General features: G+C 48.1%; 21 protein-coding genes. 19 read left to right on the plus strand and 2 right to left on the minus strand.

Annotated features, from left to right (window positions below; genetic code table 11):
- Positions 1-24: 24 nt before the first annotated feature.
- Positions 25-390, minus strand: coding sequence for a response regulator (locus VFS25_RS15355; RefSeq protein WP_326463047.1), 366 nt, complete (start codon positions 388-390; stop codon positions 25-27).
- Complete coding sequence (locus tag VFS25_RS15360) at positions 387-1,118, minus strand: HAMP domain-containing sensor histidine kinase (RefSeq protein WP_326463048.1); 732 nt, start codon at positions 1,116-1,118, stop codon at positions 387-389. Before VFS25_RS15360 ends, VFS25_RS15355 begins: the two co-directional genes overlap by 4 nt.
- 922 nt (positions 1,119-2,040) lie before the next feature.
- Here VFS25_RS15360 and VFS25_RS15365 point away from each other — a divergent pair.
- From VFS25_RS15365 to VFS25_RS15455, 19 genes are all read left to right on the plus strand, one after another.
- Positions 2,041-2,727, plus strand: a complete 687-nt coding sequence (locus VFS25_RS15365) for a response regulator transcription factor (protein WP_326463049.1) — start codon at positions 2,041-2,043, stop codon at positions 2,725-2,727.
- 319 nt (positions 2,728-3,046) lie between these two features.
- On the plus strand, positions 3,047-3,727 hold the full coding sequence (locus VFS25_RS15370; protein WP_326463050.1) for a polysaccharide biosynthesis/export family protein: 681 nt from the start codon (positions 3,047-3,049) through the stop codon (positions 3,725-3,727).
- Positions 3,728-3,849: 122 nt separating this feature from the next.
- Positions 3,850-6,255 carry a GumC family protein gene (locus tag VFS25_RS15375; RefSeq protein ID WP_326463051.1) on the plus strand — a complete coding sequence of 802 codons (2,406 nt, stop codon included), beginning with the start codon at positions 3,850-3,852 and terminating at the stop codon, positions 6,253-6,255.
- 272 nt (positions 6,256-6,527) lie between these two features.
- Positions 6,528-7,073: a UpxY family transcription antiterminator gene (locus VFS25_RS15380; protein ID WP_326463052.1), complete on the plus strand. Its 546-nt coding sequence runs from the start codon at positions 6,528-6,530 to the stop codon at positions 7,071-7,073.
- Positions 7,074-7,109: 36 nt separating this feature from the next.
- On the plus strand, positions 7,110-8,126 hold the full coding sequence (locus tag VFS25_RS15385) for a mannose-1-phosphate guanylyltransferase (RefSeq protein ID WP_326463053.1): 1,017 nt from the start codon (positions 7,110-7,112) through the stop codon (positions 8,124-8,126).
- Positions 8,127-8,274: 148 nt separating this feature from the next.
- Positions 8,275-9,222: a GDP-L-fucose synthase gene (fcl, locus tag VFS25_RS15390; RefSeq protein ID WP_326463054.1), complete on the plus strand. Its 948-nt coding sequence runs from the start codon at positions 8,275-8,277 to the stop codon at positions 9,220-9,222.
- 140 nt (positions 9,223-9,362) lie between these two features.
- Complete coding sequence (locus VFS25_RS15395) at positions 9,363-10,706, plus strand: UDP-glucose/GDP-mannose dehydrogenase family protein (protein WP_326463055.1); 1,344 nt, start codon at positions 9,363-9,365, stop codon at positions 10,704-10,706.
- A gap of 84 nt (positions 10,707-10,790) precedes the next feature.
- Positions 10,791-11,888 carry a GDP-mannose 4,6-dehydratase gene (gene gmd / locus VFS25_RS15400; RefSeq protein ID WP_326463056.1) on the plus strand — a complete coding sequence of 366 codons (1,098 nt, stop codon included), beginning with the start codon at positions 10,791-10,793 and terminating at the stop codon, positions 11,886-11,888.
- A 53-nt stretch (positions 11,889-11,941) separates the two neighbouring features.
- Positions 11,942-13,495: a hypothetical protein gene (locus VFS25_RS15405; RefSeq protein WP_326463057.1), complete on the plus strand. Its 1,554-nt coding sequence runs from the start codon at positions 11,942-11,944 to the stop codon at positions 13,493-13,495.
- Positions 13,496-13,515: 20 nt separating this feature from the next.
- Positions 13,516-14,697: a glycosyltransferase family 4 protein gene (locus VFS25_RS15410; RefSeq protein WP_326463058.1), complete on the plus strand. Its 1,182-nt coding sequence runs from the start codon at positions 13,516-13,518 to the stop codon at positions 14,695-14,697.
- Entirely contained in the window at positions 14,697-15,974 is a 1,278-nt protein-coding gene (locus VFS25_RS15415; RefSeq protein WP_326463059.1) for a hypothetical protein, read from the plus strand. Before VFS25_RS15410 ends, VFS25_RS15415 begins: the two co-directional genes overlap by 1 nt.
- Positions 15,975-16,030: 56 nt before the next feature.
- Positions 16,031-17,185, plus strand: a complete 1,155-nt coding sequence (locus VFS25_RS15420; protein WP_326463060.1) for a glycosyltransferase — start codon at positions 16,031-16,033, stop codon at positions 17,183-17,185.
- A 99-nt stretch (positions 17,186-17,284) separates the two neighbouring features.
- Positions 17,285-18,196: a polysaccharide pyruvyl transferase family protein gene (locus tag VFS25_RS15425; RefSeq protein ID WP_326463061.1), complete on the plus strand. Its 912-nt coding sequence runs from the start codon at positions 17,285-17,287 to the stop codon at positions 18,194-18,196.
- 95 nt (positions 18,197-18,291) lie between these two features.
- The gene (locus VFS25_RS15430; protein ID WP_326463062.1) at positions 18,292-19,659 is read left to right on the plus strand and encodes a hypothetical protein; all 1,368 of its coding nucleotides are present in this window, start codon (positions 18,292-18,294) and stop codon (positions 19,657-19,659) included.
- Positions 19,634-20,638, plus strand: coding sequence for an acyltransferase (locus VFS25_RS15435; RefSeq protein ID WP_326463063.1), 1,005 nt, complete (start codon positions 19,634-19,636; stop codon positions 20,636-20,638). The genes VFS25_RS15430 and VFS25_RS15435 overlap by 26 nt, the downstream gene beginning before the upstream one ends.
- A 10-nt stretch (positions 20,639-20,648) precedes the next feature.
- Complete coding sequence (locus VFS25_RS15440) at positions 20,649-21,728, plus strand: glycosyltransferase (protein ID WP_326463064.1); 1,080 nt, start codon at positions 20,649-20,651, stop codon at positions 21,726-21,728.
- A 20-nt stretch (positions 21,729-21,748) separates the two neighbouring features.
- Complete coding sequence (locus tag VFS25_RS15445; protein ID WP_326463065.1) at positions 21,749-22,885, plus strand: XrtY-associated glycosyltransferase XYAG1; 1,137 nt, start codon at positions 21,749-21,751, stop codon at positions 22,883-22,885.
- A 61-nt stretch (positions 22,886-22,946) separates the two neighbouring features.
- Positions 22,947-23,390 carry a VanZ family protein gene (locus VFS25_RS15450; protein ID WP_326463066.1) on the plus strand — a complete coding sequence of 148 codons (444 nt, stop codon included), beginning with the start codon at positions 22,947-22,949 and terminating at the stop codon, positions 23,388-23,390.
- A complete protein-coding gene (locus VFS25_RS15455; RefSeq protein ID WP_326463067.1) occupies positions 23,391-23,942 on the plus strand; it encodes a WcaF family extracellular polysaccharide biosynthesis acetyltransferase in 552 nt (183 codons plus the stop codon). It abuts the gene before it with no gap.
- Positions 23,943-23,978: the final 36 nt, after the last annotated feature.

Genomic DNA, 23,978 nt, shown 5'->3' on the forward strand with positions numbered 1-23,978 from the left:
AAGCAGTTTCTTTTATAAGCAATGTTATTGCAGGAATTTTTTGATAACAGCGTGCAGGTTCTTAAAAACAAAGGGTTTGGTTACATAGCCCACAGCGCCTTTTTGCATGGCCATGTCTATTTCCTCTATTTGTGTTTTGGCGGTAAGCATAATAACGGGAATATTGCGCAGGGCTACATCCTGTTTAAACTGCTCCAGCATATCATAGCCGTTTAGCACCGGCATATAAATGTCGCTGATCACCAGGTCGGGGCGGTTAAGCCGGGCCTGTTGTACGCCTTCAGCTCCGTTAGCGGCTACTATAACAGTATACTGGTACAGCTCAAGCAGGCTTTTGAGTGTATCCAGCAGCGTGGGTTTGTCTTCTATCAGGAGAATGGTTCTGTTCATGCCTGTGCAGTAATTTCCGGGGCGTATTTAAATACAATAGTAAAGATGGTGCCTTTATTTTCTTCACTTTCAACCAATATAGTGCCGTTATTCCTTTCCACAAAGTCCTTCACTATAGAAAGGCCAAGGCCGGTGCCTTCAATACCGTCAACATTGCTGCCGCGGTAAAAAGAGTTAAAGAGATAGGGAACATCGTGCGCCGGAATGCCTATGCCCTGGTCTATTACTTTTATCACCACCTGGTGTTGCTGGTATTGCAGCTTCAGCATAGGGTTATCGCCGGAGTACTTAAAGGCGTTACCCACCAGGTTGGTAAAGATTTTTGACAGCTGGTTTTTATCGGCATATATCTTGCGGCGTGTACCGGTAACCTGCACGTTTAGCACCCGGTCATCTTTACGCTCGGAAAAGTATTGGTATTTAACATCGGCAATTACCTGTTCAACGTCTATCAGCTGTTTTTTGATTTCTATGTTATTAGATACAATGGTGCTCAGCGTTAATATTTCATCCAGCATAGTATTGAGCTTAAATATCTCTGCAGATATTTTAGAGATGTTATGCTGGTAAAACTGGTCTAGCAGGTTGTCCATTTGCAGCTTGGTTTCAAGCAGATCTATGGTAGAGGAGATAGCGGTTAGCGGCGTTTTAAATTCATGGGAAGCCATAGAAATGAAGTGGGATTTCATTTCGTGGAGCGACTTCTCTTTTTCAAGCGACTGGATCATGCTTAGTTCTTTTGTTTTTCGCGCGCTAATGTCAGTAATAATGTATATGCTGTATTGGTTACTACCCTGCATTACTGTTTGGGTGGTTACCTCCAGCCATAGATGTGATTTTTTACCGGGGATAGGTTGTCGTGTTTCAAACGGTGCAGCACCTTCTCCTTTAGCCTTGCAAATGTCATGTAAAATTATCTTAATGTCTGATAACAACACTTCCCTTTTCGTGTTAGTTAGTTGCTTAAAAAGAACATGGGCGGGTTTATTAGCGTATATCACGTCCATTTGCGGATGCAGCAACACTATTACAGGAAGTGGAAGCGAAGTTAAAACCAGTTCGTATGGCATGATAATTGACTGTTGAGCTTTCATTTTTCAGATATGGCTAATTACGGGCCGAAAATAAAATAAAGAATTGAACCGTCCGGTTAGTGTAACCATGCGGCAACCCGGTTGATGTGAAGTAAGGGTTATAACTTAAATAAGTATACGCATCTTTCTTTTTTTTTGGATGGTGTTGAAGCAGGTGAGCAGGCTGATACAGATGCCGTTACTATTAAAGTAAATTAAACATGCGCGTAAAATATTAATGTATGTGCAAAAACTGAGGTTAATTCAATTGAAATCAGGCACACAGATTGTATCATTCGTGGAAAGAACAAACTACTTATGCCAGTAATATTTAAAAAAAGTGTGAGCAGGTCATTTCGTAATAAGGATCACAAAGATTTAGCAGTCGATTGTCAAATGTAACTTTTTATAATGGGTTTATTTTTTCGTAAGCGTATAAAACTTAACATATAATTAATGCGCTTTCAACACTGTGTAAAACTGAACCTTTTTTCTTCCCGAATTCGGTGTTATATTTGATTTATATTATTGAAAAACCATATCGATTAAATCCATATCAATTGTTACCCTTATTACGATGATCAATATTGGAATCATAGAGGACAACCATTTTCAGTTGAACAATTACAAAGAGTTTCTGGAAGACTTCCAGGAATGTAAAGTGGTGTTTGCCTGCAAATCAATGGAGGAATTTAAGGCGCTGCCTTTTAAGAATCCGGATGTGAAAGTTATCCTGCTGGATATTTCCCTGCCCGGTGAATCCGGTATACAGGGCATGCAGGAGCTAAAGCAAACTTACCCGGAAGCCAAGATCATAGTGCTTTCCGGCCACGACGGTAAACAGTATGTAATTGAGTCGATAAAGAAAGGCGCCAGCGGGTATATTATTAAAACCAGCCGCCTGATGGAGATCTATCATTCCATACTGGATGCAGTGAACCAGGGCGGCACGTTATCGCCCAAGGCTGCACATCTGCTGATCAGCTACATTAACAAAGATCCGCTGGAGAATATCAAACATAAGCTTACCAAGCGCGAATACGAGCTGCTGGCGCTTTTGAAGGAAGGATATTCTTATAAGGAAATGGCGGATAAACTTTATGTAACCGTATTTACGGTGAACCAGCATCTTAAAAAGATCTACCAGAAACTGAATGTTGCATCCAAATCAGAATTGATTTCAAAGATCTGGTCCAACAATCTTTTTACCAGTTCAGGGGCGCTGATTTTGTCAGCTTCATTGATAAATTTAATATTTATTTAATAGAAGTTAAGGCGATTTTACCTGCCTACTTTAATGAGTAAGGCGCCATACCCTGAAAGTGGTATTTATACTTCAGTAAGTAGTTGTAACCGGAGGGCGGTTGAAGTAATATTGTAACGTGAAAATGGATTGAACAATGATGCCCCTCATGCAATATTAAACGTGTAAGCTTTAAAACCATATAAACAGTAAAATGCATCTGAGAACGGAATTCAGTTTAAAATTGCTTATTGCGGGGTTTGTGATTGTTAGTTTGTTGATTACGTCTTGTGCCGCACCCAAGAACGTACTTTATTTAGAGAATTTGCATGATACAACAATGGCGGTGACAAGTAACTTTGAACCGCTGATACAAAAAAATGATGTGCTGCAGATTACAGTGACAAGCTTAAACCCGGAGGACGCTGTAATATATAATGCATCCAATACAGTAGTACCAACGGGCGGCGGTGGCGCATCATCCGGTAATACAGCTGCTTTAGGCGGTTTCCTGGTAGACCCGCAGGGATATATACAATACCCGGTGCTGGGCGCCATTAAAGCAGCAGGATTAACCAAGAAAGCGTTAACCGACTATATACACGATCAGCTGGAGCAGCGTAAACTGCTGGTAGATCCGGTTGTAAGCGTACGCTTTCTGAACTATAGGGTTACGTTGCTGGGAGAAGTAACAAGACCAACGGTAGTGAATGTAACCAATGATAAAATATCAATACTGGAAGCACTCGGCATGGCAGGCGATATTACAGTGTATGGCAGAAAAGAGAATGTGCTGCTGATCCGGGACCAGGACGGCCAAAGGATCATCAAAAGGTTGAACCTGAACGACAAGAACATCCTGGCTTCCCCGTACTATTACCTGCAATCAAACGACGTAGTGTATGTTGAGCCTAACAAGGCCAAACAAATCAGCGGCGAAAAAAGCCGTGTAGTTTTACCCATTGTATTCAGCGGCCTGTCACTGATCGTGATTATACTTGACCGGCTTGTACTGAGATAAGAAAAACCATCGCCTGCCATTTATGGCCGGCAGCCCTGAAAACCAGACCATATTCATGTGAAACCATATCGAACTTGTTTTTTAATTATTGACAAACCAATTTGATGAGGCCTGGAATAAATATGCAACACCCGAACAGACGCCCGCAGCAGGAGGAGCAGGTAGACCTGATGGCATTGATCAGACAAAGGTATTTGCCCTACTGGCCCCTGTTTTTGCTGTCAGTGATCATTGCGCTTACCATTGCATTTGTTTACCTCCGGTATGCAACGCCTGTATATTATGTATCTGCCACCTTGCTGGTAAAAGATGAAAAAACAGGCATGGATGAAGCAGACATTCTGCAGTCACTGAACATAGGCGGCGGTTCCAAAAAAGTTATTGATAACGAAATAGAGATCATAAAGTCCCGCACGCTGGCAAAGGATGTGATACGCAACCTGAACCTGTTTGCAGAAGTATCTGTAAATGGTAAGATACGCGATGTAGTGGCCTATGACGACAGCCCGGTACGCTTTAAGTTCCTGGACCCCGACTCCATTAAGCCCACCGCATACACGGTTTTACCATTGGTATTTGACGCCAGGCATCAACAGGTGAAAATAGGCAGCCAAACCTACCCTTTATATGATACCGTTCATACCCGGTGGGGAAAAGTGGTGATCACACCCAGGCCGGGCAAACCGGTGAACGTAGCCGGCAAAACTTATGTTGTTCGCATTGCAGGAGAAAAAATACTGGCCGGTTTGCTGCAGAGTAACCTCAAAGTAGAGCCCACCACCAAGTCAGGCACCATCATCAGCCTGGGTTATACCGATGTGGCGCCCAAACGCGGGGAAGACATCCTGAATGAGCTGGTAAGAGTATATAACGACGCATCTATAGAAGATAAGAACCGTACCTCCGCCAACACCATGGCCTTTGTTGACGACCGTTTGCGGGTAGTGAACCAGGAGCTGAGCGAAGTAGAGTCTAACGTAGCCTCTTTCAAAAAACAGCAGGGTATTGTGGATATATCCGAACAAAGTAAGCTGTTTCTTGAAAGCGTTTCCGAGAACGACCGCAAGATTGCCGAAAGCAGCATGCAGCTGTCTATGCTGGACTCTATAGAACATTATGTACGCGGCCGTAAAGAAGGCGAAAGCACGGTGCCGGCTACACTGGGCGTATCGGACCCGGTGCTGCTGGAGCTGGTAAGCAAGCTTTCCGAAGTAGAGCTGCAGCTGGACAGGCTAAGCAAAACTACCGGCGAAAACAGCCCGCTGCTGCAAAGCCTGCGCAAGCAGGAAGCACAGCTGAAGCCCAGCATACTGCAAAATATACGCAGCCTGCGTTCAAACACCCTGGCCGCGCAGGCCCGGCTGCAGGCAGAAAACAACCGCTATAACAGTATGCTGAGAGGCGTGCCGGAAAAGGAAAAAGCATTTGTTGAAGTAAGCCGTCAGCAGGAAATAAAGAATAACATCTATACCTTCCTGTTACAGAAACGGGAAGAAACAGCAGTAGCGTCTGCAGCCGCAGTATCAGACAGCCGTATTGTAGATGCGGCAGAAGCGCTGGGTACGCCCATCAGCCCCAAAAAGACGCTGGTGCTGGCTATTGCCGTAGTAGCGGGGTTGGCGTTCATTGCAGGTCTGATAACGATACGGGATATGATGAAGCGTGAGATAACATCACGCGCTGAAATAGAGAAGGCAACGCAAGCGCCAATTCTGGCAGAGATATTGCAGGATGTGAGCAAACAACCACTGGTGATTGCCGAAGGCAGGCGAAGCTATGTGGCAGAGCAGTTCCGCTCTTTGCGTACAGCGCTTTCTTATATAGGACTCAGCAATCTGAATGGGAACGGGGCAGTAAACGGAAACGGCACTAACGGCAGCACGCATCACCGGAAAACATTGCTGGTAACATCATCCATTTCAGGGGAAGGTAAAAGCTTTATCTCTGTTAACCTGGCTACCAGCCTGTCACTGGTGAAAAAGAAAGTGGCGCTGCTGGAGTTTGATTTGCGCAAACCGCAGATCAGCAAAATGCTGGGTGTGTCAAGAGAACCGGGTATCAGCAATTACCTGGTAGGGCAGGCGGAGATAGCTAGTATAATACAACCTGTGCCGGGCAATGAGTATCTCTATATACTCCCTGCAGGCGCCATACCTCCCAATCCCACGGAACTTATATTGAATGGTCAGCTGGAAAAGCTGATCGCCAATCTGAAAACACGGTTTGATTATGTGATCATTGATACTGCGCCGGTAGGTTTGGTTACCGATGCACGGTTGCTGGCGGCGTATGCAGATGCTACGCTGTATGTGATCCGCCACCAGGTAACGCCCAAACTGTACCTGAGAGTGATCAATGAGCTGTATCAGAACAAAGAGCTGGGTAACCTGAACCTGGTGTTCAACGGCATACAGCCGCGCGGCATAAACGGGTACGGACCCAATGGCTACGGCTATGGTTACGGGTATATTGAGGACGCAAAAGGTACCCGCCGCAAACAATTTTTGAAAGGGATTTTTAACATATAATGTAGGATCTGAAGCAACGGGTGGTAAGCTATATAGCTGGCTCCCGGTATCTCAATCAATAAACGGAAACAGTATATGCCAACCGCTACTCATGTGACTGAGAGAGCGAAGCTATTCCGGGAATATTATTTAACTGTCTTTATTGAAAAAAACCGATTGTATGATGAAAAGTTCAACAGCAGCGCCATTGTCTTTAAAAATCCCCCGTTATAGAAACTGCGCAATGTTAACCAGAGTATTAACCTTAAAATGAGATGCCCATGCAACAGGAAATGTCAACTTGGTATGCAGTATATACCAGAGCAAGATGGGAAAAGAAAGTGGCTGACTTACTTACCCGCAAACGGGTAGAGAACTATTGCCCCATGAGCCCCGTAGAACATCAATGGAGCGATCGCCGCAAAGTAATCAGCGAGCCGCTGTTCAAATCCTACGTATTTGTGAGAGTGCCTGAAAGCAGGAAATGGGTGGTGCGTGAAACGGAAGGCATTGTGAATTTCGTGTACTGGCTGGGCAAGCCGGCCATGATCCCTGATCATGAAATTGAACTGATCAAACGTTTCCTCCGCGAGTATAAAGATGTAACGGTAGAACAGTTTCCGTTGCATGAGAACGACCTGATTGAGGTAAAATCCGGGCCGTTAATGCACCAGCGTGGCCGCATCATTGAGGTGGGTAAGAATAAGGTAAAGGCAAAGCTGTCCAGCCTGGGCTATACGCTGGTAGCTACCTTACCGGCAACAGAAGTGATAGTGATCGGCAACGATGCAGTGCCTGCAGAAGCAGAAGCACCCTATGCAGGACTTTACCAGCAATAACCGAATACCCTTAACAGATTTAACCAGCTACAACGAATGATGCAGCATATCATACTTTGCGGCGGGTCGGGCACCCGCCTGTGGCCCTTGTCAAATAAACAAACGCCCAAACAGCTATTGCCGCTGTTTGAAGGCAGCAGCCTGCTGCAGCTGGCTTACCTGCGCAACCAGGAGGCCTGTAACAGCGTGCTGGCTATTGTAAATGAGCAGCATGCCGCCACGGTAGAGCAACAGTTGTTGCATGCCGGCGCCGTTAACCTGCGCATGCTGGCCGAGCCGGTAGGCCGTAACACCGCCGCCGCCATTGCGCTGGCCGCCTTTGTATCTAAACCCGAAACTATTTTACTCATAACACCCGCAGACCACCTGATAGGTACGCCTGATATTTATGCCCAAACCATAGAAACCGCACAGCTGCTGGCCGCCGGCAACAGCCTGGTAACCATTGGCCTGCAGCCTACCTACCCGGAAACCGGCTTTGGCTACATCCAGTACAGCGGGCATGATGTGATCCGCTTTGTAGAAAAGCCCGATGCCGACAATGCTTCCCGGATGCTGAAAAGCGGCGATTTCCTGTGGAACAGCGGTATTTTCTGCTGCAAAGCAGGTATATTGCTGCAGGAGCTGCAAAAGTATGCACCGGAAATTTATGAAACCGCAGCCATAGCAGCCAGCGAATGGCTGCGCACCGGCAAGCTCAGCCTGGCTGCCATGGAAGAAATACCCGCTACCAGCATAGATTATGCAGTAATGGAAAAAAGCAATAAAGTAAAAGTAGTACCCAGCACCATGGAATGGAGCGATGTAGGCAGCTATGAAGCCCTGGCGCAGGCGCTGGTACAGCACTACCAATACCATAACCACCAGGCCGTATCTATCCAAAGCGGCAATAATATGGTAATTGGCACCGAAAAGCTGGTAGCGCTGGTAGGCGTTGAAAACCTTGTAGTAGTAAATACGCCGGAGGCCCTGCTGATCATGAAAAAAGGAAAAGGGCAGGAGATCAAGCAGCTGCACCAATGGGTGAAGGAAAACAGGCCGGAGCTGCTATAATTAATAATTAAGAATTAATAATTAATAGGATTGGCGTAGTAACAAAAGCCCACCTGTTTACCGTTACATATTAAAAAGTAAACACTTTCATTCCTTGACACAGTGCATCCCCTCATTATTAATTATTCATTGTTAATTATTCATTATAATGAAACTCACGGATAAAATCTATATCGCCGGCCATCGCGGGATGGTGGGCGGTGCTATTAAACGCAGACTGGAAACATTAGGTTATCAGCATATTATAACCCGCACTTCTGCTGAACTGGACTTGCGCAACCAGGCGGCAGTGAATGAATTTTTTGCGGCAGAAAAGCCGGACTATGTATTCCTGGCCGCTGCCAAAGTAGGCGGCATACACGCCAATAACACTTACCGTGCAGAATTCTTGTATGATAACCTGGTCATGGAAGCCAACATAATACATGCAGCTTACCAAAACCAGGTCACAAAATTGATGTTCCTGGGCAGCTCCTGCATTTATCCCAAGCTGGCTCCCCAACCCCTGAAAGAAAGCAGCCTGCTTACAGGCCCCCTGGAATATACCAACGAACCATATGCCATTGCCAAAATAGCCGGCATTAAGCTGTGTGAGGCTTACCGCGACCAATACGGCTGCAACTACATCAGCGTAATGCCAACCAACCTGTATGGTATTGGTGATAACTACCATCCGCAAAACTCTCATGTGCTGCCGGCGCTCATCCGCAAGTTTCATGAAGCTAAAGCCGCTAATGCACCCAATGTAACGGTATGGGGAACGGGAACGCCTAAACGTGAATTCCTATATGCAGATGACCTGGCAGACGCCTGCGTGTACCTGATGCTGCATTATGACGGCAAGGAGCTGGTGAACATTGGTACCGGGGAAGACCTGACCATACGTGAACTGGCGGAAACAGTAAAAGAGGTGATCGGCTATGAAGGCGGACTGGTATTTGATACCACTATGCCCGACGGCACTCCCCGCAAGCTGATGGATGTAAGCAAGCTACATAGCCTTGGCTGGCATCACAGCACCGGTTTAAAGGAAGGCATAACCATGGCGTATGCTGACTTCAAAAAGTCAATTACGAATTATTCAATTACAAATTAGGAATGAGCAGGGCAGTGAGCAATGAAATTTTTAATGCTTAATTCGTAAACAGTAATTCGTAGTTGATAATTCGTAATGCATAAACGCACCGCATTCATCATTCGTAATTGATAATTCATCACTAATAACTGATTTAACACATGAAAGTAATAGTTGTAGGTACAGGCTATGTAGGATTAGTGACCGGCGCCTGCCTGGCAGAAGTAGGCACCAACGTGGTATGTGTAGATGTAAATGAAGCCAAGATCAATGATCTGCAAAAAGGCATTTTGCCCATATATGAACCCGGGCTGGAAGAAATTGTACACCGCAATTATCAGAACGGCCGCCTGTCCTTCAGCACTAACCTGGCATCCGTAATACCCGGCGCCGACCTGGCATTTATTGCAGTGGGCACCCCTCCCGGTGAAGACGGCAGCGCCGACCTCAAATACGTATTGCAGGTAGCTAAAGAAATAGGCGCTTCCATGACCAACTACCTGGTGGTGGTAACCAAAAGCACTGTACCGGTAGGTACGGCAGTAAAGGTGAACCGCGCCATTAAACAGGCCTTGCAGGAAAGGGACAGCCAGCTGGATTACGACGTGGCCTCCAACCCCGAGTTCCTGAAAGAAGGCGCGGCGGTTGCCGACTTTATGAAGCCCGACCGTATAGTCGTGGGCGTTAATACGGAAAGAGCGCAGCAGGTGCTGGCGCAGCTGTACCATCCCTATGTGCTGAACGGCCGCCCCATACTGTTCATGGATATAGCTTCCGCAGAAATGACCAAGTACGCAGCCAACGCCATGCTGGCCACCAAAATATCTTTCATGAACGATATTGCCAACCTGTGCGAGCTTACAGGCGCCGATGTAAATAAAGTGCGCAAAGGCATCGGCAGCGACCCGCGTATAGGCGACCGCTTTATATACCCCGGCATTGGCTACGGCGGCTCCTGCTTTCCCAAAGATGTAAAGGCGCTGGTACGTACCGGTAAAGAGTATGGCCATGCCATGCGCATACTGGAAAGCGTGGAAGCAGTGAACGAAGACCAGAAGAAAGTAATGTTCAGCAAAATAAACCGCCATTTTGATAACAACCTGCAGGGGAGAACCTTTGCCATCTGGGGCTTATCCTTTAAACCCAATACAGACGATATGCGCGAAGCGCCTTCCGTAGTGCTGATAGAAGGGCTGCTGCAGGCCGGCGCACAGGTACGGGTGTTTGACCCCGTTGCCATGCACGAAGCCAAAAAGGAGCTGGGCGAACGCGTAACCTGGTGCAACGACCTGTACGAAGCGGCTAATGGCGCCGACGGCGTTGTGCTGGTAACAGAATGGAACGAGTTTCGCCTGCCGGACTGGAACCGCATTAAAGCCTCCCTGAAAACAGCCGTGGTTTTTGACGGCCGTAATATTTACGACGATGTACAGCTGCAGAAACAGGGCTTTGCCTACTACGGCATAGGACTGGCAACAGTGCGGCCGGATGCGGTGCTCATTTAACAATTAATAATTAATAATTAAACGTGTGAAGTAAGTGAATAGTCGTTCTACCGCTTACTTCATACATCAGAAAAATACACAAATATGAAAGTTGCCTTAATTACCGGTATCACAGGACAAGATGGCGCCTACCTGGCGGAGTTGCTGTTGGAAAAAGGGTACATGGTGCATGGTGTTAAACGCCGCGCTTCTCTTATTAACACCGAACGTATTGATCACATGTACCAGGACCCGCACAGCGAGCATGTGCGTTTTCGCCTGCACTACGGTGACATGACAGACAGTACTAACCTGATCCGCATTATACAGGAAACACAACCCGATGAGATTTATAACCTGGCAGCCATGAGCCACGTAAAAGTGAGCTTTGATACGCCTGAATATACTGCAAATGCAGATGGTATTGGCACTTTACGTATACTGGAGGCCCTGCGCATCCTGGGGCTCGAAAAGAAAACCCGCGTTTACCAGGCCAGCACCTCCGAGCTGTACGGCCTGGTGCAGGAAGTGCCGCAAAAGGAAACCACGCCTTTTTACCCCCGCAGCCCATATGCGGTAGCCAAGCTATATGCTTACTGGATAACGGTAAACTACCGTGAAGCTTATGGCATGTATGCCTGCAACGGCATCCTGTTCAACCACGAAAGCCCGCTGCGCGGCGAAACTTTTGTAACCCGTAAAATTACCCGCGGCGTGGCGGCTATAGCCCTGGGCCTGCAGGATAAGCTGTTTTTAGGCAACCTGGATGCGCGCCGCGACTGGGGCCATGCAAAAGATTATGTAGAGGCCATGTGGCGCATACTGCAGCAGGACACGCCCGAAGACTATGTGATTGCAACCGGCATCACCACCCCGGTGCGCGATTTTGTACGCATGTCTTTTGCAGAACTGGGCATTGAGGTAAAGTTCACCGGCGAAGGTGTGAACGAAACCGGCGTGGTAACAGCCTGCAACAACGAAGAATACCAGCTGGAAATAGGGAAGGAAGTAGTAGCGGTAGATCCGCGTTACTTCCGCCCCACGGAAGTGGAGCTGCTCATAGGCGACCCTACCAAAGCCAAAACAAAGCTGGGCTGGGAGCCTAAATATGACCTGCCCGCACTGGTAAAGGAAATGGTAGCATGCGACGTAGCGCTTTTTCGCAAAAAAGATGTAACCCAGTGGGAACACCTGGTAGGATAAGCCGTACAGATCATTAAAAGCAATCGTGGAATTGGTAAACAACAGCTAGAGTAATGCAAGCAGCAAACCGGGTAGTATTAAACACCGGCGCACTTTACGGACGGATGTTGATCACAATGTCAATCGCATTGTACTCAACCCGTCTTGTACTGAACGCCCTGGGCGCGGAAGATTATGGCATTTTTAGTTTGGTAAGCGGCGTTATCGTAATGCTTTCCTTTTTAAATGTGGCCATGACCATTTCTACCCAACGGTACCTTTCCTATTTCATAGGCGCAGGTGACCAGGAAAAATTAAAACAGGTATTTAACTCCAGCGTACTGCTCCATTTTCTGATGGGCATTACGCTGGTAATAATATTTGAAGTAGTGGGCATGTTCTTTTTCAACCAGGTATTGAACATACCGGCTGTAAGGCTGAACACGGCCAAAATAATATTTCACTTTACAGTAATCAGCACCTTTTTCACCATTGCTTCCGTACCATATGATGCTACGCTTACAGCAAGGGAAAACATGTTGCTGATTGCCGGTATTGGCATATGGGAATCGCTGGCCAAGCTGGGCATAGCCATTTACCTGCAGTATACGGCGTATGATAAACTGGTGGTGTATGGCGGCTTAATAGCATCTGTTACCATTATATCGCTGTTGATTAAACGGGTGTACTGCTCCGCCAAACACCAGGAGGCGCATATAAGAATACGCAGGTATTTCAGCAAATCGCTGTTAAAGGAAATGTTCTCCTACGCCGGCTGGAACATGTTTGGCGCAGGCAGTGTAGTAGCCCGTAACCAGGGCCTGGCCATGATACTGAATGTTTTCTTTGGCGCGGTTATTAACGCCACCTATGGTATTGCCAACCAGGTAAACTCGCAGCTAAGCTACTTTTCGGTAACCATGCTGCAGTCGTTAAACCCGCAGATCATTAAAAGTGAGGGCAGCGGCGACCGGCCCAGGATGTTGCGCCTGGCCATGATAGCCAGCAAGTTCTCCTTTTTTCTGCTGTCGTTCTTTGCCATACCGGTAATTATTGAAATGCCGGAGCTGCTGAAGCTGTGGTTAAAGAATGTGCCGGCGCATAGCATTATTTTTTGCCGCCTGATCATTATTGTGTCTATGATCACCCAGCTAACGGTAGGGTTACAGGTGGCCATACAATCTGTAGGCCGCATAAAAACCTACCAGATAGTGGTAAGCGCTTTGCTGATGCTGAACCTGCCGGTTTCTTATGTGCTGCTGAAAACGGGACTGCCGCCGCATGCTGTGCTGGTAAGCGCTATTTGCATAGAAGCCGTTACCTGCAGCTACCGGGTACTGGCGGCGCACCGGCTCACGGGCTTGTCTGTAAGCGAATACCTGCGCAAAGGCGTGCTTACCTCCCTGGTGCCGGTGGCGGTAGCTTTTTGCATAGCGCTGCTGCCGCAGCTGGTAATGGCACAGGGCTTTTTGCGGCTGCTGGTAACATGCTGCGTAGGCGGCGCATCTGTTTTACTGTGTGTGAAGTTCCTGGGATTAACGGCTTATGAGCAGGAGAAGATAGAAGGGATTATTATGAAAGGGCTTTCCAAAGTACAGCTCAGGTTTTCAATGGCCAAGGCCAATTGAACAAATTGACCCGTAAGGATATGAACATTTTATTTTATACAGACATATCGCCCTTTCCGGCCAATGGCGGGGAAAAGATCAGGAGCTATTACCTGATAAAAGCCCTGGCCCGCCTGGGACACCAGGTAATAGCGCTCATCCAGAATGAGGAGAACACGGACCTGGCCGGTTACCAGGTACCGAATGTAGTGTTTTACACGCATCCCAAAAGGCCCTATGACCTGCTGGACCGCGTGGCCGGTAAAAATTATTTCCGGCGTTCCCGCCAGGTGCTGCAGCTGTTTGATGAAGCATGTGCAAAACATGAGATTGATGTAGCGGTGCTGGATTATGGTTACATAGGCCATTATATACAATACTTTAACGACCGCGGCATACCGGTGGTGTTAGGCACGCATAATGCGCAGCCCATGATTACGGCGCAGGTGCCGGCGAACAGCCTGCTGGCCAGGCTGCGCCGCTTTCAGCTGGTAACGCTGGAAAAGCTGCATGAGCGCAGGTACTTTAAAAAAGCAGCTGCCGTGCTGGTGGTAAGCGAAGATGACCGCAGGTACCATGAGCAGTTCCTGGAAAAGGAAAAAATATTCTTTGTACCCAATTTCCTGGATGAAAAGGAATATTCCCTGACCGGGCAAAAGCAGCCCAAGGTGCTGGTAATGACGGCCAACTTTGGCCAGTATATGAACTTCCAGGGATTAAAATGGTTTGTGGAAAAAGTATGGGACGATGAGCTGGCAGAACGGTATGATATTTGGCTGGTAGGCAGGCGCTCCAAAGAAGCGCTGAAACAGATCACCGGCGCGGAGCATTATAAAAATATTACTGCGCTGGGCAAGGTAGATGATGTGAAGTGGTATATATCCGTAGCCAACGGCGTAATTATTCCGCTGCTGCATGGCAGCGGCACCCGGCTCAAATGCCTGGAGGCCATGGCGCTCAGAACGCCCATTATCAGTACATCCAAGGGAGTGGAAGGCGTGGCCAGCAAAAACTTCATTATTGCCGACAGCCCGGAAGATTTTAAACAAGCCATCCTCCGCTTCAAAGGGGATGCAGGAACAGGAGAAGCATTAAGAGCGGATTTTATGCGCGAGTACAGTGCAGATGTAAACACACAGCGCCTGCACCAGGTGCTGAACTACACGCTGTATGGCCGCGGGGAAACAAAGATCAGCGTGAAAAGTGAAATGGTGAACAGCTAATGAACAAAATGTTTAAAAAGCTCAGGATTGCAGCCTATGCGCTCGGCAATGCCCTTAACATACCGTTGGTAGGACAGTTAAAGGGTAGTGAGGTGATTGTGCTGCTGTCTGCCCCCTTTACTTTTAAGCTGCGCGACTTTAAAGACTATCCCTATTTCCGCAAGATCATTTTTGCATTAATAGCCCTGCTGGTGTTCCAGTGCATTACCGATGTGCTGGTGGTGCACACCAGCATGCAGGATTTCCTGCGCGGGTGGGCCGGCACTATCATGTCGATGGTGTCGTTTTTAGTGCTGTTCAGGATAATGGACACAGAGGAAGCGGTAATGACCTACATTTTCTGGGCCATGATAAAGAACATCCTGTTCACGGATGATATTGTTGACTCGGATATGTCGTTCTTCAAGTTTAAGGTTGTGCCCATTATAGCCTCTGCATTGCAGCTGATTTCGGTATACCTGTACAAGCGCGGCAAATTAACGCAGCTAATGATTATAATGGCTGTGGCCTGCCTGTTCTGTTTTGCGCACGATGCGCGTTCCAGCGGCATGCTGTTTTTCGTGGGCGCCGGCATCATATGGATCATGGGCCGGGGCATACGCATTACGCGCCAAAAGCTGTTTGCCATATTAATAATAGGCGCTGTAGCGTTTGAAACAGCCTATGTGTTTTACGTGAATGCGGTGCTGAGCAACGAAATTGGCGGCGGGCACTCCAGCGCCCAGCTAAAGCGGCTGGATAATCCGTATAACCCGTTTGAGCTGTTAATGACCGGCCGTGGTGAAACCTTTGCTGCCGTAACTGCCATTAGCGATAAGCCCCTGTTCGGGCATGGCTCATGGGCTAAAGATAAAGACCTCAAGTATTATAAGATAGTGCTGAGCTACCAGGATGAAGAGGAATTTGATCTGAAGAAAGCCGACTCGGTAGACCGTTACATACCCAGCCACTCTATTCTCATGGGAGGGTGGATCAGCTGTGGCCTGGGCGGTTTTATAGCGGTGTTCCTCATTTTCTGGTACCTCTGTAAAATGGGTTTTACCCTGGTGCTGAAAGGGCAGGACCTGCCTTTATACCCGTTGTATGTAATGCTTACCATTACCATGGTGTGGACCTTCCTGTTTTCACCCTTCCAGCATTTACGTTTTACCATCCCGGTTGTTGGCTGTATACTCATGAACGGGTATTACGACTGGCTGTACGGGCCTAATACAGATGAAGCGGAAGATGACGGCGAACCGGCCGATGTGGAAGAGGAGCATGTTATGCTGAATTAACGGTCAGCTGCCGGTTTTTAGAAAGGAAATTTGACTAACCGTAAAAATTGTTTTAGATGAAAATATGTTTCATTACACTGGGGGATATTAAATCAATAGCTACCATGAAAAGGGCGCTGGGCATGGCTAACCCCCTGCAGGCGCTGGGTTGGGATGTGTCCATTATTGCGCTGGACAGTGAGGAGAACCGCAGCCGTATATCCATTGAATGTAATGAAAATGTGCAGGTACATTATTACAAGGACTGTAGCGCGAAGGAAGAGGTAGCAATAAAAACCAGGCTGGTGAACCAAATATGCCCGGACTTTATTTACTTCTGCTCTTTCAGCTTCCGCAACCGCATTATTAAAAGCAAGCTGAAACACAAACCAAAAATACTGATAGAGCATTCTGAGTTGGCTTCATCCATACCGGATAACAAAGGGCCTAAGAAAATTGCCCTGCGCCTGCTGGAATATTACTCCGTGTATTATGCCGACGGGTTGCTGTGCGCCAGCCGCTACCTGGAGCGGGAATACCATAAAATGGCCCGGCAGCTGATGAAGAAAAGGCTGCCCATCCTGTATTCTCCCTACGCGTTCAATAATGATGTAATAGATGCCGCCAGGATATTGCAGCAGGAGCTGAACGAGCGCTATAAAAATAACACCGTGCTGTTATACATGGGCACCATGACCCGCAACTACGGCCTCTTTACCATGCTGCAGGCAGTGGAGCAGGTAACAAAGCAAAAGCCCGATATAAAGCTGCTGCTGCTGGGCAGGGGCCGCCACCTGGAGGAAGCAAAAACCTACGTGCAGCAGCATGGGCTGGAACCTTATGTGGAGTTTAAAGGCTACACGCCGGAAAATGAGCTGAGCTCTTATTTTGACAGGGCAGACGCCTTCATTTCTCCATTGAATGACACTGTACAGGACTGGGCGCGCTGCCCAAGCAAAATATATATGTATATCCCTTTCAGGAAACCCATCTTCACCAGCAAAATCGGCGAGCCCAAGGAAATATTCGGCGATGACGGCCATTACTTTAACACTAACCAACCCGATACCTTATCAAAACTAATTGCAGCACTGGCAGACGGCCGGCTACAGAAAACAGATGTAAACATCGACGAACATAGCTGGGACCAGCGCGCCGTTGATTTCACCAACTGGATCAGCGCGCAATATGCCGTTCGTTTTGCGGCTGCAGGCAGTGAAGTGTTTTCGTGAAAGGAGGCCATGCTTATTTAACAGGATTACCGAATACCGTATACACCAAGGCCGGTGGTGCATGCCATGCGGTTATTTGAAAAACTAAAGAGGTTTCAAGTGAACTATATCTATTACAAAGATCCTAAGGGAAATTTCGGGGACGACCTGAACGGCTGGCTGTGGCCTAAGCTGTTTGGAGAGGAAAAGCCCGATAACGATGCATTTATCGGCATCGGGTCTATACTATTCAATGGCTCTCCATTATTCAGAGGGCTGGAGCACAAAAGAAAGATTGTGTTTGGCACGGGCATACGCCCCGGGTATAAAAACTTCACCTGTGACGATACCTGGGACATCCGTTTCCTGCGCGGGCCGCTTTCTGCCTGCAACTTCAACAATACATACGAATACATTGCAGATGCCGCCTATGCCCTGCGCCTCACCAATGAATTTAACAGCATACGGCACATCAATAAGCAATATGAGGTAAGCGTAATCCCTTACTTTAAATCGCAGGAGTTCTTTGACTGGCAGGCCTTGTGCGACAAGCTGGGCTTTCACTACATTTCGCCTGCCGCAGAAAAGGGCGTAGAGTTCACCCTGCGGGAAATTGCCGCTTCAAAGTATGTAATAGCGGAAGCCATGCACGGCGCTATTATTGCCGACATTATGCGTGTGCCCTGGAGCCGCTTTGTACTGTCTACCCCGTTTACCGAAGGCGGCAAGGTGTCGGAGTTTAAATGGATGGACTGGCTGCATGCCATACAGCTGTATAATACAGAGGCTACGCACATACCGCTGTACCGCAAATCATCCCTGCATAAAAAAATAAAAGCGCTCACCGGCAATATGGTAAGCGCGGAGTTTTTAGTAAAGCGCATGGTGAAGGATGAGCTGTTGAACAAGCTGGCAAACATCAGCGACTATTACCTTTCTCCGGATAGCGTGATAAATAGTATTGACAGCCGCATGTTTGAAAAGGCCGCCCAGCTGAAGCAGGAGCAGGGCCGGCTTGTGGAGAGGCGGTGAGGAGGAATGAATAATTAATAATGAATAATTAAGGAGTTGTGACGGAGGAAGGTGGAGGAGAAAATAAAAAGCGATCTGACTATTTGATATACTATATGCAGCAAGCGAAGGTTTTAACAAAAGGAACGGGTAATTTCTTTTTCGGCTTCCATGACCTGGTGGCCTGGAATGCTGCAGGTGACAAATTGCTGGCACTGCGCATCGATAATATTTTAACGCCGCCTAACCCGGATGTTCCCTGTGATATTGGTTACGTGAATGGCGACAACACATTTGTAAAGCTGGGCGAAACCTATGCCTACAACTATCCCCAGGGCGCCCGCCAGCAATGGGTGGGCAATACCGACCTGTTTGTAGTGAACGACCGTATTAACGGCGCATGGCGCTCCAAAGTGTACAATACCGCTACCGGTGAATGCATGGAGCTGGAACATCCTACCCATGTAATTACGGATGACGGATGGGCATTTGGCCTGGACTATGCCCGCCTGTACCGTGTAGGCGGTTACGGCTATACCGGCCTGCCGGATGCTTATGCCAATGTGCATACACCGGAAAACTCCGGCATTGTAAAACATAACATTCATACAAAAGCAGCCTCCCTGTTGATATCCATTAAGGAGGTAGCCAATTTCCAGATGAACCCTAACCTTGGCAATCATCATTACCTCACACACCTGCTGCTGAACCCATCCCAGAATCGCATTGCCTTTTTGCACCGTTACAAGTTAAAGGACGGTGGCGAAACCACCCGCCTTATGACCATTGGCACAGACGGCAAAAATCTGAAATGCCTGGCCGCCGGCTTCCTGAGCCACTTTGACTGGAAAGATGATACGCACATTGCTATTTGGGGGCGCACCGGCAGCGGGGTTGAAAAGCTGAGAGGATCGCTGTTATACAAGCTCATGCCTTCCGGCCTTATAGCGCAGGCTAAAAAGCTGGTGAAAAAGCTGATGTACAGGAAACCGAAAGGCGCTGCCGCCAGGCCTAACTCCGCTTTTAACTGGCTGCTGTTCAAAGATGAGAACAACGCGGAGGCGGGCTACCTGGCAAAAGGCATTATTAATGAAGACGGGCATCCCATGTTTTGCCCCGCCAACCGCGACTGGATGGTATGCGATAATTACCCGGACGAGAACGGCATTCGCACGCTGTTCCTGTTCCAGTACAGCACGCAAAAGAAAATAGACCTGGGCACCTATAAAATGATAGATACCAAACCGGACCTGCAGGTGTCAAAAGCTTTCCTGGACGGGGTAGACAAAGGCATTATGAAAGCTTTTTCCCTGGAGCAGATGGCCTTTACCCGCAGCGGATTGCATTGCGACCTGCACCCGCGATGGAAAAAAGACGGCACCATGGTAGCCTTTGACTCTATTCATGAAGGGCACCGCCTGATTTACGGATTTGATGTAAGCGATATTGTGTTAAAAAATGGCACTACTGCAACCCATAGTTAAAGACAAGCTGTATATAAGGGGCTTTGACCTTATACGGCCCATTGCCGCCTTCAGCGTAGTATGGATCCATGGCTGCGAAACCAGCTTCTGGACCAAAAGGCTGAATGGGCTGAATGAGTATGCCGTGCCCGTATTCATAGCCATTTCCTTTTTCCTGTTTACGGGGCAGGTATTAAGCGGGCGTTTACAGCACTACCGGGAAATGGCCGTGGCGCGTTTTAAAAGGCTCATGATCCCGTTCTTTATCTGGACGCTGATATACCTGGCCATCCGCTACGCCAAATCCATGTACCTGCATGAGCCGTTTGAAGTGCCCCTGGTAAGCACTTTCCTGTTCAAAGGCAGCTCTTACCAGCTGTGGTACCTGCCCAACCTGTTTTACCTGTTCCTGATCTTCTTTCCGTTCCTGAAAGTAGCAGGACAGAATGTAAGGAAAGCCAACCTTACCTTAATGACGGTGATCATTATTGCGCTGGTGATCATTTTTTCCAATAATGCCGGCGTGCAGGAGGCCGACTGGTTTACCAGGCACCTGCGCCTGTACTTTGTACCGTCGCTGGTATCGGCCAGCATAGGTATGCTGTATTATCTGAATTACAACACCATTAAAAGTAAGTACGACGGAACGGCCCGTGTGCTGGTGCCGTTGCTGGCCGCGCTGCTGTTCATAGCGCAATATTTTCAGCCGCACCTGTTTGTATCGTTGCTGTTCATAGCGGTGCTGTTTGCCTGGGTGCTGTACCAGGTAAATATAAACAGCAGCTTTATCAAACGCCTGTCCGACAACTCCATGGGCATTTACCTGGTGCATGGCATTTTCCTGGAAGGCATTAAAACAGGGCTGAGTGTTGCCAAACACCCGGTAAGCGGCTTTTTACCAACAGTAGGGCTGATTGTGCTGGTATATGCGCTGAGCTTTATCACATCGGATGTTATGTCGAGGAACAGCACCTTGCGCAAATATTTTATGGGCAACTGAGCAATGATATATGATAGCGATACTACAACCATTTATACCGCATTACCGTGAGCAGTTCTTTAACCGGCTGCAGCAAAAAGCTGCATTTGACCTGTATTGCTATGAGGCAGACAAGCTGTCGCAAATGAATTTCAAACAGGGCCAAACACCTGTTAAACCGGTGAACGCCTTTAACATAGGACCTTTTATCATTTATAATCCTTTTACATTTTTTAAAAAAGATTACCAGGTGCTGGTGCTGATGTTAAACTTTTCGCATCTCTCCACATGGTTCATATTGCTCATGAAACCATTGCTGCGCCGCAAGGTGATACTGTGGGGGCATGGCATATCTGTAAAGCGTTACGTGCAGGAAGAGCAGCAGCCCGATTTTTTGCTGAAGTGGATGATACGCCTTTCAGACGGTATCTGGTTTTACACCAAAAAAGAGCAGGAAATGTGGCAGCGCGTAGTGCCTGCCGTAAAGGGGTATGCGCTGGGTAACACCATTTCAGATGTAGAAAGTATTCTGCAGCTGGATATGCGCGGCAACAAAGCCGCTATTAAAGCAAAGTACAACATCACACAGCCGCGGGTGCTCATTTACTGCGCACGCTTTAATGAGCCGGGCCGGCGCGCCGACCTGCTGGTAAAGCTGGTAGCGCAGCTGGACCCGCAGCAGTTCGGAATGATCATTATTGGCGATGGTAAGCTAAAGCCGGATTTTTCGCCCTATAAGCACGTATACGATTTTGGCGCGGTGTACAGCCGGGAACAGAAAGATGAGCTGTTTGCTGCCGCGGACATTTACTTTCAGCCGGGGTGGGTGGGCCTGTCTATTGTGGAAGCTATGGCCTACGGCAAACCGGTGTTCACCCTGCGGCGCACCGCGGAGCTGTTGCAGTGTGTGGAATACAGCTATATACAGGAAGGCTTTAATGGAATGATATTTGAAAACCTGGACGACTGCCGGCAGGCGCTCGGCAGTTTGCGTGATGAAGAAATTATTACCATGGGCAATAACGCGCGGGAATACGTAAAAAAAGAGCTGACCATGAACACCATGATCAGCAATGCCATGCAGGCGCTTACCAGTGTTGCCGGCAATTAAAGAAGAAACAAGAACCAGCAATGAAAATATTATTCATAGTACCGTCATACAAACCCGCTTACATATACGGGGGCACCATAGTGGTGATAGCCAGGCTGGCAGAGCGCCTGGTGCAGCTGGGCCATTCAGTAACGGTGTATACTACCACGGCCAATGGCAAAACAGAGCTGCAGGTACCGGTAGGCGAAACCGTGATGGTGAATGGCGTGGCGGTAAAATATTTTAAACGCATCACCAAAGACCACACGCATGCTTCGCCTGCACTGTGGCGCGCTACCTGGAAAACCGTGCGTGATTTTGATGTGGTGCACATACACTCATGGTGGAACTTCCTGGTGCTGGGCGCTGCCATGGTATGCAAAATGCGGGGTGTAAAGCCGGTATTGTCGCCGCATGGCATGTTCTGCGATTATGTGCTCAGCACCAACAACAGCCTGAAAAAGCAGCTGATCCATAACCTGCTGGGCAAGCGTTTGCTCAGGAATACCTTCCTGCACGTATCGTCGCACATGGAGTGGCAGGAGAGCATAAACTTCAATAAAAAGTGGAAGGACGACGGCGCTATGGTATTTAACCTGGTTGACCTGCCGGTGAAGGACTATGCGCGCAGGAACAACCATGTGTTCACCATCAGCTTCCTGTCGCGTATTGATCCTAAGAAGGGACTGGAAATATTGCTGTATGCCCTGTCGCGGGTGAGCTTCAGCTACCGCCTGCGCATAGCGGGCTCCGGGGATGAGGAGTATGTGCAAAAGCTGCAGCTGCTGGTAGCGGAGCTGGATATGGATGATAAGGTGGAGTGGGCCGGCTGGAAAGGACCGGAGGAAAAGTTCCAGTTTTTTGCAGAGTCGGACCTGTTTGTGCTTACATCGCTGAATGAAAATTTTGCCATTGTAGTGGTAGAGTCGCTGTACGTAGGCACGCCGGTGCTCATCAGCAATAACGTGGGGCTATCCCGTTATGTAAACGACCGCAAGCTGGGTTGGATCACCGGTATCGACAATATAGATGAGGTGGCGGAAAAGCTTACCGCCACTTACCATGCGCAGGAAGAGCGGCTGAGGATTTCACAGGAAGCCAGGAACGTAATAAACAATGATTTCAACGAAATCAAGCTGGCATTGGACTATGTTGAATTATACGAAAACAGCAAGTGAAAGAACGCCTGGCAGGTTGCAACTGGCAACCCGCCCGGGCGGGATTATAATAAGTAGCGGAATGAAAGGATTAAAAGCAGCGGCTGTATTAACATATGGCTTTATACTCTCTTACATAGTTTTATGGGCGCCCGCAAGGCGCGAGCACCGCGTGGACGGCATTTACCGTACACGGTTCGTACCCTTCAAGGGCACCTGGGACGATATGATGCATCCCAAGGGAAACAATGTAGCGGCGCACTGGGTAATGTTCCTGGGCAACTTTGCCGGCAACATCCTGCTGTTTGTGCCCTTCTCTTTTATTGTAATGCTGGTGTTCCGTATTACAAGCACACGCACAGTTATACTACTGGGGTTTTTAACCAGCGTGTGCATAGAGATAATACAGTACATAACGCATTGGGGCGTAGCAGATGTGGATGATGTGATGCTGAACACCCTGGGCGCTTTAATAGGCGCTTACCTGTGCCGCCCTTTTTTTAGCAGACTTAACATGCAATCATAAATGCAAACCGAGCTATCAAAATTTACAACAGGCAATTATCACCCGGGCGCCGGTAAGCTGAAAGTGCTGATATGGTATTTTTTTAACTACGGCGTTATGAACAGCGCTTTTCCCTGGCCTTATGGTATAAAGAGCGCTTTGCTGCGCATGTTTGGCGCCAGGGTAGGCAAAGGGCTGGTAATTAAAACAAAGGTGCGCATCAAAAATCCCTGGCGCCTGACCATTGGCGACCATTGCTGGATAGGAGAGAGCGTTTGGATCGATAACCTGGAGGACGTGGTGCTGGGCAACAACGTATGCGTATCGCAGGGTGCGCTGCTGTTAACCGGCAACCATGATTACAAGAAAAGTGATTTTCCTTACCGCCTGGGAAAAATAACAATAGAGGATGGCGTGTGGATAGGTGCCCAGGCAGTTGTATGCCCCGGCGTAGTATGCCGCTCGCATGCCATTTTAACCGTAGGTTCCGTAGCTACCCGCGAGCTGGAGCCCTGGGGCATTTACAGCGGCAACCCTGCGGTAGCGGTACGGGAGCGGGTGATCAGTGAATAATTAATAATTAAGAATGAATAATTAAGGGATTGGTGT

It is taken from the genome of Chitinophaga sp., from assembly GCF_035761305.1.
In the GTDB taxonomy this organism is placed as follows: Bacteria; Bacteroidota; Bacteroidia; order Chitinophagales; family Chitinophagaceae; genus Chitinophaga.

Excerpts from the sequence above, each read along its gene's own strand:
- VFS25_RS15355 (WP_326463047.1), bottom strand. The coding sequence starts at position 390 with ATGAACAGAACCATTCTCCTGATAGAAGACAAACCCACGCTGCTGGAT.
- VFS25_RS15360 (WP_326463048.1), bottom strand. The coding sequence starts at position 1,118 with ATGATCCAGTCGCTTGAAAAAGAGAAGTCGCTCCACGAAATGAAATCC.
- VFS25_RS15365 (WP_326463049.1), top strand. The coding sequence starts at position 2,041 with ATGATCAATATTGGAATCATAGAGGACAACCATTTTCAGTTGAACAAT.
- VFS25_RS15370 (WP_326463050.1), top strand. The coding sequence starts at position 3,047 with ATGGCGGTGACAAGTAACTTTGAACCGCTGATACAAAAAAATGATGTG.
- VFS25_RS15375 (WP_326463051.1), top strand. The coding sequence starts at position 3,850 with ATGCAACACCCGAACAGACGCCCGCAGCAGGAGGAGCAGGTAGACCTG.
- VFS25_RS15380 (WP_326463052.1), top strand. The coding sequence starts at position 6,528 with ATGTCAACTTGGTATGCAGTATATACCAGAGCAAGATGGGAAAAGAAA.
- VFS25_RS15385 (WP_326463053.1), top strand. The coding sequence starts at position 7,110 with ATGATGCAGCATATCATACTTTGCGGCGGGTCGGGCACCCGCCTGTGG.
- fcl (WP_326463054.1), top strand. The coding sequence starts at position 8,275 with ATGAAACTCACGGATAAAATCTATATCGCCGGCCATCGCGGGATGGTG.
- VFS25_RS15395 (WP_326463055.1), top strand. The coding sequence starts at position 9,363 with ATGAAAGTAATAGTTGTAGGTACAGGCTATGTAGGATTAGTGACCGGC.
- gmd (WP_326463056.1), top strand. The coding sequence starts at position 10,791 with ATGAAAGTTGCCTTAATTACCGGTATCACAGGACAAGATGGCGCCTAC.
- VFS25_RS15405 (WP_326463057.1), top strand. The coding sequence starts at position 11,942 with ATGCAAGCAGCAAACCGGGTAGTATTAAACACCGGCGCACTTTACGGA.
- VFS25_RS15410 (WP_326463058.1), top strand. The coding sequence starts at position 13,516 with ATGAACATTTTATTTTATACAGACATATCGCCCTTTCCGGCCAATGGC.
- VFS25_RS15415 (WP_326463059.1), top strand. The coding sequence starts at position 14,697 with ATGAACAAAATGTTTAAAAAGCTCAGGATTGCAGCCTATGCGCTCGGC.
- VFS25_RS15420 (WP_326463060.1), top strand. The coding sequence starts at position 16,031 with ATGAAAATATGTTTCATTACACTGGGGGATATTAAATCAATAGCTACC.
- VFS25_RS15430 (WP_326463062.1), top strand. The coding sequence starts at position 18,292 with ATGCAGCAAGCGAAGGTTTTAACAAAAGGAACGGGTAATTTCTTTTTC.
- VFS25_RS15435 (WP_326463063.1), top strand. The coding sequence starts at position 19,634 with ATGGCACTACTGCAACCCATAGTTAAAGACAAGCTGTATATAAGGGGC.
- VFS25_RS15440 (WP_326463064.1), top strand. The coding sequence starts at position 20,649 with ATGATAGCGATACTACAACCATTTATACCGCATTACCGTGAGCAGTTC.
- VFS25_RS15445 (WP_326463065.1), top strand. The coding sequence starts at position 21,749 with ATGAAAATATTATTCATAGTACCGTCATACAAACCCGCTTACATATAC.
- VFS25_RS15450 (WP_326463066.1), top strand. The coding sequence starts at position 22,947 with ATGAAAGGATTAAAAGCAGCGGCTGTATTAACATATGGCTTTATACTC.
- VFS25_RS15455 (WP_326463067.1), top strand. The coding sequence starts at position 23,391 with ATGCAAACCGAGCTATCAAAATTTACAACAGGCAATTATCACCCGGGC.